Below are 13,309 nucleotides of genomic sequence, written 5' to 3' on the forward strand. Positions count from 1 at the left end.
GTATTTCCATGTACAAGGACATTCTCGTTTCGATCGATCTCGGCCATGCCGATGACGAGGTCCGCACGCTTGAGACGGCGGTGGACTACGCGCGCACCTTCGGCAGTCGGCTGCATGTGATGACGGTGGTGCCCGATTACGGCATGTCGATCGTCGGCGGTTTCTTCCCGAAGGGCCATGAGCAGGAAGCCATCCAGCACACAAATGAAGCGCTGCACGACTTCACGAAGAAGCACGTGCCAGCGGAGATCAAGCACCGGCACATTGTCGGCCATGGCTCGATCTATCGGGAAATCCTGCGCTATGCCGACAAGGTGAAGGCCGATCTGATCGTGCTTTCGGCGGCGCGCCCGAGCCCGGAGGACTATTTGATCGGGCCCAATGCCGCGCGCGTGGTGCGGCACGCTTCGATCTCTGTTCTGGTGGTGCGGTAGAGTATTTCGCAGTCAGATGGGTTCATCTGACGTCCGCATAAATGCGGAAGAACAAGGAGATGGGGCGAGGCGGCGTTTCCATGAAACGGTGAACCGCTCCAGGAAAAACGGCGGATCAGCTTTGATGCCGCCCGGACTTCGGTTCGCCTGGCTCTTTGTCGTCGAGCAGGATGCGTTCGGCGGCACCGTCGAGATCGTCATACTGACCGCTTTTGAGCGACCACAGAAAGGCGGCGAGGCCGGCGGCTCCCAGGAAAAGCGCTATCGGGATCAGGATGACGAGATTGGTCATGCTGCCGCCTCGACAAGCCGCTGCGCTTTTTTGCCCGCAGGATCCGGCGTTTCGGCGGCGCCGGCCAGACGCGGGTCCATGCGTAGGCGCAGCGCGTTGCCGATGACGATCAGCGAGGAGAGCGACATGGCAATGGCCGCCACCAGCGGCGTGACATGGCCGAGAACGGCGATCGGCACGGCCAGCACGTTATAGGCAATGGCGAGGCCGAAATTCTGCCGGATCAGGCGGCCGGCGCGGCGCGACACGTCACGGGCGAGCGGCACGGCCAGCATGGTCTCGCGCAGGAAAACGAAATCGGCGGCATTGCGGCCAATGTCTGCCGCCGTGGCAGGCGCCATGGAGACATGAGCGGCGGCGAGGGCGGGAGCGTCGTTCAGCCCATCGCCGACCATCAGAACCTTGCGGCCATCGGAGGCGAGCGCACGCATGCGCTCAAGCTTGTCGCCGGGAAGGACGCTTGCCTGAAAACGCTCGACACCCAGACTGGCAGCGATGTTACTCACCTGTTCGGCGCTGTCACCGGAGATGATTTCCACGGCGACGCTGCTTTCTTTCAAGTGAGAAATTGCCTCTTTCGCCCCGGGGCGAAGCCGGTCCTCGAAACGGAACGTGGCATATTCCTCGCCATCGCGGGAAAGGACCGTTCCGTCCGCGTGATTCTCATGCGCATTCGGGCTGCCGAGCGACCAGCCCGCGCGGCCAAGCCGCCAGACGGTTTCGCCTGCACGGGCTTCGATGCCGAGGCCCGGCATTTCCTCAACACTGTCGAAGGAATCCGTCGCCCGTAGCGCACCGGCAGCGCGCAGGATGGCGCGCGAGAAGGGGTGACGGGAATGGGCGGCAAGGGCGGCGGCGGTTGACAATGCATCCGGCGTTATCTCGTCCGCATTGCGCAGTTCGGGGATGCCGAGCGTCAGCGTCCCGGTCTTGTCGAAGACGGCAGTGTCGATCTCGGCGAGGCGTTCCATCGCCGCGCCATCCTTGACCATGATGCCGTTTTCGAAGAGACGCCGCGCGGCAACCACCTGAACGATGGGAACGGCAAGGCCGAGCGCGCAGGGGCAGGTGATGATGAGCACGGCAATGGCGATGGTGATGGCGCGGTGCCAGTCGCCACTTGCCGCCATCCAGCCGAGAAAGGTGAGGAAGGCGGTGGCGTGAACGACGGGCGAATAAAGTGCGGAGGCACGGTCCGCCAGCCGGCGATAGCGTGCCCGCCCGCCTTCTGCCGCCTCCATCAGGCGCATCATCTCGGCGAGGAAGGAGGTGTCGGCGGTGGCGGTTGCCTCAACGATGAGCGGCTGGGTGAGATTGAGCATGCCGGCGCGTAGATCGCTGCCGGGTTTCACCGGCTGCGGTGCGCTTTCGCCGGTGGCCATGGAGCAGTCGAGTTCGGACGAGCCGCTTATCACGATGCCGTCGACGGGCACGCGCTCACCGGCGGCTACGACCAGTTTCATTCCGGCTGCTATTTCCTGTAGCGGGAGGTAATCGCGTCCGCCATCTGCGGCAATGACCAGCGCGCCGCGCGGCGCCAGGCGAGCGAGCCCCTTGACGGCGGTGCGCGCGCGCTCGCGCATCACGTGATCGAGCGTGCGGCCGATCAGCAGGAAGAAGAGAAGCGAAACGGAGGCATCGAAATAGGCGTGCTGGCCGCTGTTGATGGTCTCGTAAAGGCTGAGCCCATAAGCCAGTGACACGCCGAGCGCGATGGGCACATCCATGTTCATGCGCCCGTGGCTGAGCGCGCTCCAGGCGGAACGGTAGAAGATGCCGCCTGCGAACAACAGCGCGGGCAGGGCGATCAGCGCTGAAAGCCAGTGAAAGAGGTCGCGCGTCGCCTCTTCGGCACCTGACCAGACGGACACGGAAAGGAGCATGATGTTGCCGGCAGCAAAGCCGGAGATCGCCACGGCGCGGATGAGCTGGGAGAGAACGGGATCCCTGCCGGTCTCGACACTGTCGAAAAGGTGCGCGGCGTAGCCAAGCCGGTTCAGCGTCTCGATGATGGGCGGCAGCGCCCCCTCGTGCCATTTCACGCTGACGCGCTTGGTGGAGAGATTGACGCGCGCACCTGCCACGCCGTCGAGCCTGCCGAGCGCGTTTTCGATCGTCTGGATGCAGGCGCCGCAGTGGACACCGGGAACGGAAAGATCGGTCTGTTTAAGCCCATCGCCGACAGAGCGGCTTGCGAGCACAAGTTCTTCGGCGCGCGGACCGGCTTCGCGGGCCTGTTCGGCTTCCAGCGCCATTTCGGTGCCGGGGGCGCAGCAGCTCATTTGAGTTCTCCGCCGGCAATGGTGATGCGCCGCACATCGCGGTAGGGATGGGCGAGGCCCGCGTCTGCGGTGATGTTGATGACCCAGGTGCCGTCGCCGGGGCCGTGATCGACGCCGAAACCGCCATCGGGAAGACGTTGCATTTTAAGGGTAACGTCTTCGTCGGCGGTGACAGGACGGTGCATCACCATTGTGACGCTCTCGAGCGGGATCGGGTCGCCGCTCGCGTCGAGAAGGCGGTAGGTGATTGCGTCTCCGTCGACGGAGAGCTCGCCCTTCCAGCCGAGTGCTGCCTGCTGGCGGCCTTCTTCCGCGCGCTCGTTGAAGGTCTGGCTCGCCACATAGGTGTTTTTGACAATCAGGCCGGTCCAGCTCGACTGCGCGTAAAAGGCCATTGTCAGATTGACCGTGATGATGACCCCGAAGAAGGCGACCATGATGGCGAGCATGTGCCAGCCGGTGAATTCCTTCTGTTTCTGCACTTTGCCGCTCATCGTGAACCCTCCGGGATGTTGAAGCTTGCCCTGTAGACATCGCTTTCGAAACTTGCCTTGTCTTCGACGACGAAGCGGAATGATGTCCCCGCCTCGCTCACGCGGTCTGCCGGCAGGGTGACGAAGATGCGGACCTCGCGGAGGCGATCCGGATCGACAGGCACGGCTGCAGAACGGTCGTCCGGCTGGTCGAGCCCGACCACATTCATGGTTGCGCCGGTGAGGCCTTCGAGTGACACGAGGATCACGCGCGGTTCCGGGATCATGTTCAAGAGCTTGACTGTATACCCGTTGCGCACCGAACCATCCGACAGAAGCACATATTGCGGATTTCGGTCGTGGAGTACGTTGACCTCCAGCCGGTCGCGCGTCAGCAGGGCATAGAGCATGACAAGCCCGACAAGAGACCAGGCGCCGAAATAGACGAAGGTGCGCGGGCGAAAAATCTTGCGCCAGCGGAAATGCGCGACCTGATCGGAGAGCCCGCCGCCCTCCCGGCGCACGCGGTCGGGATTGATGGTCTCCGTGCCGCCCGCCGTGGCCAGCGCCATATTGGCGTTGTAGTCGGAAAGCGTGGCGTAGGAGATGAGACCGCGCTCGCGCCCGAGCTTGTCCATCACGCCGTCGCAGGCATCGATGCACAGCGCGCAGGTAATGCATTCGAGCTGCTGGCCGTCGCGGATGTCGATGCCCATGGGGCAGACGGCAACGCACGCATTGCAGTCCACGCAGTCGCCCACGGTCTTGCCCTCGGCAGCCGCCTTCTTGGCATGGCGCGAGCGGGGTTCGCCGCGCCAGTCATTGTAAGTGACGGTGAGCGAATTTTCGTCCAGCATGGCGGCCTGAATGCGCGGCCACGGGCACATATAGGTGCAGACCTGCTCGCGCATGAGGCCACCGAACAGATAGGTGGTTGCGGTAAGAACGGCGATGGTCATGTAGGCAACGGGCGCAGCCTGAGCAGTTGCGATATCGGCCAGAAGCGACGGTGCGTCGGCGAAATAGAAGACCCAGGCGCCACCGGTCGCCACGGCGATGAGCACCCAGATCAGGTGTTTTGCGGTTCGTTTGGCGAGCTTGCTGGCGGAGAACGGTGCGGCATCGAGCTTGATGCGGGCATTGCGGTCGCCTTCGATGGCGCGCTCGACCACGAGGAAGAGGTCGACCCAGACGGTCTGCGGGCAGGTATAGCCGCACCATGCCCGGCCCACCGTGGATGTGATCAGGAAGAGGCCGATGCCGGCCATGACAAGCAGACCGGCGACATAGAAGAATTCCTGCGGCCAGATCTCGATGAAAAAGAAATAGAACCGCCGGTTGGCGAGATCGACAAGGACAGCCTGGTCGGGCGCGTAGGGACCGCGATCCCAGCGCAGCCATGGCGTCAGATAGTAGATGCCGAGCGTGACGAACATGATCAGCCACTTGAAGCGGCGGAACTGCCCGGATGCGCGTTTCGGGAAGATCTTCTTGCGCGGAGCGTAGAGCGGCTGGCGTTTTCCGACGGTGTTTACCGCTTCGGCGTCGATGCGCTCGACTGCATCCCCCGAGGCGGTGTTGCTGGCTGCGGTTTCGGTGGCAAGTGTCATTTCGGCGGCTCGCAAACTGCTCTGTGAGCGTACTGTCTAGTCGCCGGAAACATCTCGGGCATTGATCCCGATCAAAGCGGGAGGCTGGGAGGCCGAACCCCGGCCTGTTTGGCCGGGATTCGCTGTGCGTGTGGGCGTGTCTATTCGCCACCGCCGAGCGAATAGACGTAGACCGAAAGCTGCTTGACCGTCGAGTCGCCAAGCCGCTCCTGCCAGGCCGGCATGACGCCGTGTCTGGGCTGGCGCACCTGTGCTGCGATCTGGGCTTCGCTGGAACCGTAGAGCCAGATCGCATCGGCAAGGTTCGGTGCGCCGAAGGTGACGTCGCCCTCACCGGCATCGCCATGGCAGGAGGCGCAATTGTCCGCGTAAACCTGCGCACCTGCTTCGGCCAGAGCCGGATCGGACGGCGTTCCGGTGAAGGAGACGACATGGGCCGCCACCTGGCGTATCTCCTCACCGCTCAGAATATCGCCGAAGGCCGGCATTTCGCCAAAGCGCGTGTCGTCGTCGCCGTCAAACCTGACACCGTGCGCGATCGTCTGGTGGATGGCTTCAATGTCGCCGCCCCACAGCCAGTCGTCGTCGTTCAGGTTCGGATAACCGGCGGAACCCTGCGCGCCGGATCCATGGCACTGCGAGCAGTTGACCTTGAAAGCGGCGTCACCGGCTGCGGTGGCAAAACGGCGCAGCGTCTCGTCGGCGAGGATTTCATCCAGCGGCTTTTCAGCGATGGCTGCGCGCAAATCCGCCTGCTCAGCCGAGACGGCGTCCATGGTGGTGGTGAGCTCCTGGCGGCTCGAATAGCCGAGAACGCCCTTGGTGGCGTCGCTGATCAGCGGCCATGCCGGATAGGCGATCGTGTAGCCGATGGACCAGACGATGGTGGCGTAGAAGGTCCACACCCACCAGCGGGGCATGGGATTGTCGAGCTCGCGAATACCGTCCCACTCATGGCCGGTGGTCGAGACGCCCGAGACCTCGTCGATATGTTTGTTCTCACTCATCTCAATCGTCCTTCAGCGGGATGCGTGCGGCTTCATCGGCGCTCTTCCTGCTTCCCGGGCGGAAGGCAAAAAGAACCGTGCCGACGAAGAAGAGGGCCATGAAGAGAAGGCCCCAGCTATCGGCGAACTGGCGGAGCGCGGTATAGGCTTCCATGATCTTTCCTCCTCAGCGGTAGCCGGCGGCTTCGTCATAGGTCGAGAAATCGACCAGCGTGCCGAGCATCTGCAGATAGGCGACGAGCGCATCCATTTCGGTGAGCGCATCGGGGTTGCCGTCGAAATCGCCGAGCACCGCCTTGGGATAGCGTTCTTCGAGACCGGATGTGTCCGCGTTGGGGTCGGCCTGGGCGCGAATATCCGCATTGGCGTTGGCGATCATGTCTTCCGTATAGGGCACGCCGACACGCAGATTGGCGATCAGCTCGGTCGAGAAATCGTTGATCTCGAGTGGCGTGTCCTTGAGGAACGCGTAGCTGGGCATGATCGATTCCGGCACCACGGAACGCGGCTCGATCAGGTGATCCACATGCCATTCATTGGAGTAGCGGGCGCCCACGCGGGCGAGATCCGGCCCCGTGCGTTTCGACCCCCACTGGAAGGGATGATCGTACATGGATTCGGCGGCGAGGCTGTAATTGCCGTAGCGCTCCACCTCGTCGCGGAAGGGACGGATCATCTGGCTGTGGCAGGTGTAGCAGCCCTCGCGGATGTAGATGTTGCGACCGGCGAGCTCCAGCGGCGAATAGGGGCGCATGCCCTCCACCTTCTCGATCGTGTTCTCCAGATAGAACAGAGGCACGATCTCGACGATGCCGCCGATTGTCACCACCAGGAACGACCCGACCAGAAGGAGCGTGGCGTTCTTTTCGATGATCTTGTGTTTGTCCAACAATGCCATCGTCAGGGCTCCTTAACCGGCACTTTGAAGGGAAGGGGCGGGTTGGGCGACGGCGCCACCGATCGGTGCTTCCTTGCGCTCATGGCCAAGGATGGTCATGGCCAGATTGTAGGCCATGACGAGGCCGCCAAGCAGGAAGAGCACACCGCCGAGCGCGCGCACCACATAGTAGGGGTGCATGGCGGCCACGGTTTCGGCGAACGAGTAAACCAGGAAGCCCTGATCGTCGTATTCGCGCCACATCAGGCCCTGCTGGATGCCCGACACCCACATGACGGCGGCGTAGACGACGATGCCGAGGGTGGCGAGCCAGAAGTGCCAGGTGACGAGCCGCAGCGAATAAAGCCGCTCGCGGTTCCACAGTTTCGGCACGAGATAATAGAGCGCACCGAAGGTGATCATTCCGACCCATCCGAGCGCGCCGGAATGGACGTGGCCGATGGTCCAGTCCGTGTAGTGCGAGAGCGAGTTGACGGCCTTGACCGACATCAGCGGGCCCTCGAAGGTGGACATGCCGTAGAATGCGACGGCCAGAACCATCATGCGGATGATCGGGTCGGTGCGCAGCTTGTCCCAGGCGCCCGAAAGCGTCATCAGGCCGTTGATCATGCCGCCCCAGGAGGGCATCCACAGCATGATGGAGAAGACCATGCCGAGCGTCTGCGCCCAGTCGGGCAGGGCGGTGTAGTGGAGGTGGTGCGGACCGGCCCAGATATAGAGGAAGATCAATGCCCAGAAGTGGATGATCGACAGGCGGTAGGAATAGACCGGGCGGTTCACCTGCTTGGGGATAAAGTAGTACATCATGCCCAGGAATCCGGCGGTCAGGAAGAAGCCCACCGCATTATGGCCATACCACCATTGCGTCAGCGCATCCTGCACGCCGGCGAAAAGCGAATAGCTCTTGGAACCGAAGGGCGAGACCGGAACCGCCAGGTTGTTCACCACATGCAGCATGGCGATGGTCACGATGAACGACAGGTAGAACCAGTTCGCCACATAGATATGCGGCTCCTTGCGCCTTAGGATCGTGCCGAGGAAGACGATGAGATAGGCGACCCAGACGATGGTGAGGAACAGGTCCACATACCATTCGGGCTCTGCATATTCACGGCTCTGGGTGATGCCGAGCAGATAGCCGGTCGCCGCCATGACGATGAAGAGCTGATAGCCCCAGAACACGAACCAGGCGAGATTGCCGCCGAAGAGGCGGGCCCGGCAGGTGCGCTGCACCACATAGAAGGACGTGGCGATGAGCGCGTTGCCGCCGAAGGCGAAGACGACTGCGGATGTGTGCAGCGGGCGCGTGCGGCCAAAATTGAACCAGGGCTCGATGTTGAGGTCCGGGTAGGCGAGCTGCAGTGCGACCAGAACGCCGACGAGGAACCCGACAATGCCCCACAGCGTCGTTGCGATGACGCCATAGCGCACCGGGCCATCCATATAGCCGTCAGTGTCGGGCCTTAACGGGATTGATGCTGCCTCCGCGGGCGCAAAGCTCGTGTTGCGCATCAAAACGATCGCCGATCCGAGCAGGACAAAGAACAGGACCCACATATGGACCTGAAAGGCTGAATCCTGCGCCAGACCCGCAGCGGCCAGTGCTGCAAACGCAGCCAGACTGACCAGTACGATCTCGGTGCCAAATCTCATTGCTGTTTCCCCAGTTCAAAAAGCTTGCGGGAATCCGTTCCCCGATTCTCACGCGTCACACTTCGGGCAATGGGGGCAGGCGCGCCTTGATCTGCGTCAAAGCCTGCTCTGCCGTGGCGTGAAAAGACACGTTGCGAAGACACGTGGCAAAGACGAGGATGTTTGCGGAATGGTTGCGATGCAGCGCGCAGGAGAACAGGTCAGCGGAACCGGGCCCGCCGCCCGCTATGCGGAGGCGGTGCCGCGCTACACGAGCTATCCCACGGCACCGCATTTCCATGCGGGCGTGACTGGCGAAACGTTTCGCGGCTGGCTGGCCGAGACGGGTCAAGGGGACGATCTCTCGCTCTATGTCCACATCCCGTTCTGCGACCGGCTGTGCTGGTTCTGCGCCTGCCACACAAAGATGACGCGCCGCTATGAGCCCGTGGCTGCCTTTCTCGATGCGCTTTTCTGCGAGATCCGCACGGTCGGTGAAGTTCTGAACAGGCGCGGGCGGGTCCGTGCGCTCCATTTCGGCGGCGGCTCGCCGACCATGCTGCGCGCCGACGACATTGTGCGGTTGGGCAGCGCGCTCAAAACGGCCTTCAATTTTGCCGACAATGCCGAAATCAGCGTGGAACTATACCCCAACGACATGGACGAGGCGCGCTTCGACGCGCTCGCTGAAATCGGCATGACGCGCGCGAGCCTCGGTGTTCAGGACTTCGACCCGCGGGTCCAGAAGGCAATCAATCGCGAACAGACATTTGAACAGACGAAAGCGGTGGTGGATGGCGTGCGGGCGCGGGGCGTGCGGTCGGTCAATCTCGACCTGCTCTACGGCCTGCCGCACCAGACGCGCGAGAGCGTCGCCGACACGATCCGCCAGGCGCTGACGCTTTCGCCGGATCGGATCGCGCTTTTCGGCTATGCGCATGTGCCGTGGTTCAAGAAGCATCAGACCATGATCGACGAGGCCTGGCTGCCTGGGCCTGAGGAGCGCTTCGAGCAGCAGCAGGCGACAGCGCGCATCATTCGGGAAGCGGGCTATGAAACGATCGGGCTTGACCATTTTGCAAAGCCGGACGACCCGCTCGCCACGGCCGCGCGGGAAGGGCGGCTCAACCGGAACTTTCAGGGCTATACCGAGGATGCGTGCCGCAGGCTGATTGGCGTCGGCCCCTCATCGGTGTCGCGTCTGCCACAGGGCTATGCCCAGAACACACCGGCCAGTGCGCAGTATGAAAGGATCGTTGCGAGCGGCGGTCTCGCAACGGCGCGCGGGATCGAACTGAGCGCGGAAGATCACGCCCGTGCCTGGGTGATCGAGCGGCTGATGTGCGATTTCGCGTTTTCAGGCGATGAAGCCGTGCGCCGGTTTGGCGAATGCGGCCGCAGGATCGTTGCCGAAGCGCGCGCCCGATTGCAGGAACCGGGCAGTGCTGCAGGCCTGGTCGAGGAGGCGGGTGTTTTCACCGTTCGCGATGACGCGCGGCCGCTCGTACGTTCCACGGCAGCCCTGTTCGACCAGTATCTTAAGCAGGGCGGAGCGCGCCATTCCGCTGCGGTGTGATGCGTGTGGCTTCGCGCCTGATCGCATTTTTCCGTGCTTACGCAGCGATATTTGAGCGAGCGCAAATCCTGACCCTAGATCGCCGTGCGTCCATCCGGACGCACAAAGGACGATCTAAACGATTGATGGAGCATCGGAATAATCCGAAAACCGGATTCCACTTTTCGGTCCGATGCTCTGGGGAACGCGATAAACAGATTGTGGGCGCCGGACGAGGTCAACTCAGAAAGCGCTTTTTTGGAATTGCCGTCGTGCCGAAATTGCCGTCGTGTTCAACCACTGGCGGCGCGGCGCGACGGCGGCCGGGCGGATTCGGGGGAAGCATCCGCCCGGCTTTTCTTGCCGCATGGTGTTCGAAAAAGCCCGAACCGCCGTTCGGACAGGATTTCAGACTGGATTGAATGCTGAATTGCCGCGCATGCGACTGGAACTGTCAGGCGTTTGTGCCGGGCCGATCGCTACGGGCATTTTCCCGGGCGGTCCGGGCCGTCGCCTCGAAGACTTTGGCGTTGGGGCAGAATGAGGGAGGCGTGCGCGCTGTTTCGCCTGCTGTTGCAGCCAGCCATGTCTCGCAGGAATCTGCATTGCGGCACAGGCCGCAGGACCGAATTGCCGAGGCAAGCGTGAGGCCAAGACGCTCCGCGGCCAGTCGCTGGATATCGACATCGCAGCGATCCATCATCTTGCCCATCAGCTTTGCACGGGCTTCGATGTTTTTCGAAATGCGCGTCATGAGCATAATCCTTTGTGATCGCCCAGTCTGGCGGCTGTTCGGCGGGGCGTCTTTGCGCTGGATCAAACGTTGTGCAGGAAAAGCGACTGTCCACCACGCCCCGCGTCAGCACGTCACTTGCGGTATGTCTCTGCGATCGAAATAATGCATGAGACAAGGCACTGCGTGCGAAGGGGCGAGCGTGAGTCCTGAATTCGATCTGGCTGAACCGGCCCGCCGTGCCGGTGTGACGGGGTACACCATAGCAATCGGCGGAAGCGTCGTGCTGCTGGCGGCGCGGCTCTGGCTGGGCACAGCCTTCGGCGACACGTGGATTTTGTTTCTGGCGTCTCTCATTGCACTTTATGCGTCCATCTTCGGCGGTCGCACAGCAGGCCTTGTGGCTGTCGCACTGACTGCGTGCGCCATCGCTCTCATTGGTGTTCTGGCGGCATTGCCGCTTTCCATTCCTGCCTTTGCTGCGTTGATTGCGTTTCTCGTGCTGCTCGCCCATGTGGGCGGTGCTTATTTTAATGCTCAGGGCGCGGGCCGACAGGTTCGCCGGCAATTGGCGGCACGGGACGCGCATCTGAGTTCCATTCTCGACACTGTGCCGGATGCCACGGTGGTGATTGATGACAAGGGGATCATGATTTCGTTTAACCGGGCTGCGGTGCGCCAGTTCGGCTACACGGAAGAAGAAGCACGCGGCCGCAACGTCAGCATGCTCATGCCGGAGCCGTATCAGGGGCAGCATGACGGTTATATCGAGCGCTACAAACGCACGGGCGAGCGGCGGATCATCGGTATCGACCGAATGGTCGTCGGGCGCCGCAAGGATGGTTCGACCTTCCCGATGAAGCTTGCGGTGGGCGAAATGCAAAGCGGCGGGCACACCTATTTCACCGGCTTCATACGCGATCTGACGGAACGGGCCGAGACCGAGGCGCAGATGGAGCAGGTTCAGGCCGAACTTGCCAGGCTCGCGCGGCTCAACGAGCTCGGGGAGATGGCCTCGACGCTCGCTCATGAGCTGAACCAGCCGCTCTCCGCCGTCTCGAACTATGTGCAGGGCTGCAAGCGCCTCCTGAACGACCTCGACCACCCTGTTGCCGAGCGGATGCGCGACGCTCTTGAAGAAACCACGAGGCAATCGCTGCGTGCGGGGCAGATTATCCGCCATCTGCGTGAGTTCGTGACGCGCGGCGAAAGCGTAAAGCAGGCGGAGAACCTGCAGAACCTTGTCGAGGAGGCTGCTGCGCTGGCGCTGATGGGTTCTCGCGAGCTTGGCATCCACACGGTGTTCGAGTTCGAGCCGGGGCTCGGAGACGTTTTTGTGGACAGGGTGCAGATCCAGCAGATCCTGATCAACCTTATGCGCAACGCAATGGAAGCCATGCGCGAGAGCACGCAGCGCGAGCTCCGGGTTTCAGTCGCATCTGATGGAGCCGGCGCAATCGATATCGATGTGTCGGATACGGGCTCCGGGGTGCCGGACGAGATCGCCGAAAGCCTGTTCAAGCCCTTTGTCTCCTCCAAGCGTGGCGGCATGGGGGTCGGCCTTGCCATCTCCAAGAGAATTGCGGAAGCCCATGGCGGTATGCTGAGGCTGATCGAAAGCTCAGGGGAAGGTGCCACCTTCCGTTTCACACTGCCGGCACTGAAAGAACAGGAATTGCAGAATGCCTGAAAACGTGGTGATCCACATTGTCGATGACGAAGAACCGGTTCGCAAGTCGCTGGCCTTTCTGCTCACCATGTCCGGCCACGCAGCGCGGGTGCACAGCTCGGCGACCGAGTTTCTCAAGAGCGCGCCCGGCCTGCGGAACGCCTGCCTGATCACCGATTTGAGAATGCCCGACATGAGCGGCGTCGAACTGCTGCGCCGGCTGGGCCAGGATGGAAACATGCTGCCGACCATTGTCATCACCGGGCATGGGGACGTGCCGATGGCCGTGGAGGCCATGAAGGCCGGGGCGCTGGATTTCATCGAAAAGCCGTTCTCCGACGACGTGCTGATGGAAGCCGTTTCACGGGCCATCCAGCAGCTGGAAACGAGGCCGCAGGCAGACGCGGATGCCGGTATGGTGCGCGAGCGGGTCCTGCAGCTTTCCGAGCGCGAGCAGCAGGTCATGCATCGCATCGTCGCCGGCCTGCCCAACAAGACGATCGCCTTCGAACTCGACATTTCGCCCAGGACCGTTGAAGTGCACCGGGCCAATGTGATGGCCAAGATGCAGGCCAGAAATCTGCCGGAGCTGGTGCGGATGGCCCTGCTGGCCGGCGATACGGCGCACTGACAAACACCATTCATGCGGCATTTTGATCCAGCGCAATGCGCTGTGGTCGACCCTGGCTGACATTGCGTGCTGCCGTGGCGGATGGTGCGCATT

General features: G+C 62.4%; 13 protein-coding genes. 4 read left to right on the top strand and 9 right to left on the bottom strand.

Annotated elements, in window-relative coordinates; all coding sequences use genetic code 11:
* Window positions 1-8 precede the first annotated feature (8 nt).
* Complete coding sequence (locus tag AC07E3_RS12825) at window positions 9-434, top strand: universal stress protein (RefSeq protein WP_065816238.1); 426 nt, start codon at window positions 9-11, stop codon at window positions 432-434.
* Window positions 435-549: 115 nt separating this feature from the next.
* Here the strand turns inward: AC07E3_RS12825 and ccoS are convergent, their stop codons facing one another.
* The 8 genes from ccoS to ccoN all read right to left on the bottom strand — a co-directional run bounded on the left by ccoS (window position 550) and on the right by ccoN (window position 8,649).
* Window positions 550-726 (bottom strand): cbb3-type cytochrome oxidase assembly protein CcoS, encoded by a 177-nt coding sequence (gene ccoS, locus AC07E3_RS12830; RefSeq protein WP_478362340.1) that lies wholly within the window; start codon window positions 724-726, stop codon window positions 550-552.
* Window positions 723-3,008 (bottom strand): cation-translocating P-type ATPase, encoded by a 2,286-nt coding sequence (locus AC07E3_RS12835; protein ID WP_478362342.1) that lies wholly within the window; start codon window positions 3,006-3,008, stop codon window positions 723-725. The genes ccoS and AC07E3_RS12835 overlap by 4 nt, the downstream gene beginning before the upstream one ends.
* On the bottom strand, window positions 3,005-3,502 hold the full coding sequence (locus tag AC07E3_RS12840; RefSeq protein WP_478362344.1) for a FixH family protein: 498 nt from the start codon (window positions 3,500-3,502) through the stop codon (window positions 3,005-3,007). Before AC07E3_RS12840 ends, AC07E3_RS12835 begins: the two co-directional genes overlap by 4 nt.
* Entirely contained in the window at window positions 3,499-5,091 is a 1,593-nt protein-coding gene (gene ccoG, locus AC07E3_RS12845; protein ID WP_478362346.1) for a cytochrome c oxidase accessory protein CcoG, read from the bottom strand. The genes AC07E3_RS12840 and ccoG overlap by 4 nt, the downstream gene beginning before the upstream one ends.
* Before the next feature lie 140 nt (window positions 5,092-5,231).
* Complete coding sequence (ccoP, locus tag AC07E3_RS12850; protein WP_292899453.1) at window positions 5,232-6,098, bottom strand: cytochrome-c oxidase, cbb3-type subunit III; 867 nt, start codon at window positions 6,096-6,098, stop codon at window positions 5,232-5,234.
* Between the two features lies 1 nt (window position 6,099).
* A complete protein-coding gene (locus AC07E3_RS12855) occupies window positions 6,100-6,252 on the bottom strand; it encodes a CcoQ/FixQ family Cbb3-type cytochrome c oxidase assembly chaperone (protein WP_007009020.1) in 153 nt (50 codons plus the stop codon).
* 12 nt (window positions 6,253-6,264) lie between these two features.
* Entirely contained in the window at window positions 6,265-6,996 is a 732-nt protein-coding gene (gene ccoO, locus AC07E3_RS12860) for a cytochrome-c oxidase, cbb3-type subunit II (protein WP_025030523.1), read from the bottom strand.
* Window positions 6,997-7,008: 12 nt separating this feature from the next.
* Window positions 7,009-8,649 carry a cytochrome-c oxidase, cbb3-type subunit I gene (gene ccoN, locus AC07E3_RS12865; protein WP_478362348.1) on the bottom strand — a complete coding sequence of 547 codons (1,641 nt, stop codon included), beginning with the start codon at window positions 8,647-8,649 and terminating at the stop codon, window positions 7,009-7,011.
* Between the two features lie 178 nt (window positions 8,650-8,827).
* Here ccoN and hemN point away from each other — a divergent pair, with 178 nt between their 5' ends.
* Entirely contained in the window at window positions 8,828-10,204 is a 1,377-nt protein-coding gene (gene hemN, locus AC07E3_RS12870; protein WP_478362351.1) for an oxygen-independent coproporphyrinogen III oxidase, read from the top strand.
* 433 nt (window positions 10,205-10,637) lie between these two features.
* Here hemN and AC07E3_RS12875 read toward each other — a convergent pair whose 3' ends face one another.
* Entirely contained in the window at window positions 10,638-10,937 is a 300-nt protein-coding gene (locus tag AC07E3_RS12875; protein ID WP_478362353.1) for a DUF6455 family protein, read from the bottom strand.
* Window positions 10,938-11,118: 181 nt separating this feature from the next.
* Between AC07E3_RS12875 and AC07E3_RS12880 the strand changes: the two genes are divergently transcribed.
* Window positions 11,119-12,606, top strand: coding sequence for a two-component system sensor histidine kinase NtrB (locus AC07E3_RS12880; protein WP_478362355.1), 1,488 nt, complete (start codon window positions 11,119-11,121; stop codon window positions 12,604-12,606).
* Entirely contained in the window at window positions 12,599-13,216 is a 618-nt protein-coding gene (fixJ, locus tag AC07E3_RS12885) for a response regulator FixJ (RefSeq protein ID WP_336066500.1), read from the top strand. Before AC07E3_RS12880 ends, fixJ begins: the two co-directional genes overlap by 8 nt.
* Window positions 13,217-13,309 lie beyond the last annotated feature (93 nt).

The organism is Nitratireductor lacus (assembly GCF_056431025.1).

What these genes read in the sequence shown, in the direction of transcription:
- AC07E3_RS12825 (WP_065816238.1), top strand. Translation starts at nt 9, where the DNA reads ATGTACAAGGACATTCTCGTTTCGATCGATCTCGGCCATGCCGATGAC.
- ccoS (WP_478362340.1), bottom strand. Translation starts at nt 726, where the DNA reads ATGACCAATCTCGTCATCCTGATCCCGATAGCGCTTTTCCTGGGAGCC.
- AC07E3_RS12835 (WP_478362342.1), bottom strand. Translation starts at nt 3,008, where the DNA reads ATGAGCTGCTGCGCCCCCGGCACCGAAATGGCGCTGGAAGCCGAACAG.
- AC07E3_RS12840 (WP_478362344.1), bottom strand. Translation starts at nt 3,502, where the DNA reads ATGAGCGGCAAAGTGCAGAAACAGAAGGAATTCACCGGCTGGCACATG.
- ccoG (WP_478362346.1), bottom strand. Translation starts at nt 5,091, where the DNA reads ATGACACTTGCCACCGAAACCGCAGCCAGCAACACCGCCTCGGGGGAT.
- ccoP (WP_292899453.1), bottom strand. Translation starts at nt 6,098, where the DNA reads ATGAGTGAGAACAAACATATCGACGAGGTCTCGGGCGTCTCGACCACC.
- AC07E3_RS12855 (WP_007009020.1), bottom strand. Translation starts at nt 6,252, where the DNA reads ATGGAAGCCTATACCGCGCTCCGCCAGTTCGCCGATAGCTGGGGCCTT.
- ccoO (WP_025030523.1), bottom strand. Translation starts at nt 6,996, where the DNA reads ATGGCATTGTTGGACAAACACAAGATCATCGAAAAGAACGCCACGCTC.
- ccoN (WP_478362348.1), bottom strand. Translation starts at nt 8,649, where the DNA reads ATGAGATTTGGCACCGAGATCGTACTGGTCAGTCTGGCTGCGTTTGCA.
- hemN (WP_478362351.1), top strand. Translation starts at nt 8,828, where the DNA reads ATGCAGCGCGCAGGAGAACAGGTCAGCGGAACCGGGCCCGCCGCCCGC.
- AC07E3_RS12875 (WP_478362353.1), bottom strand. Translation starts at nt 10,937, where the DNA reads ATGACGCGCATTTCGAAAAACATCGAAGCCCGTGCAAAGCTGATGGGC.
- fixJ (WP_336066500.1), top strand. Translation starts at nt 12,599, where the DNA reads ATGCCTGAAAACGTGGTGATCCACATTGTCGATGACGAAGAACCGGTT.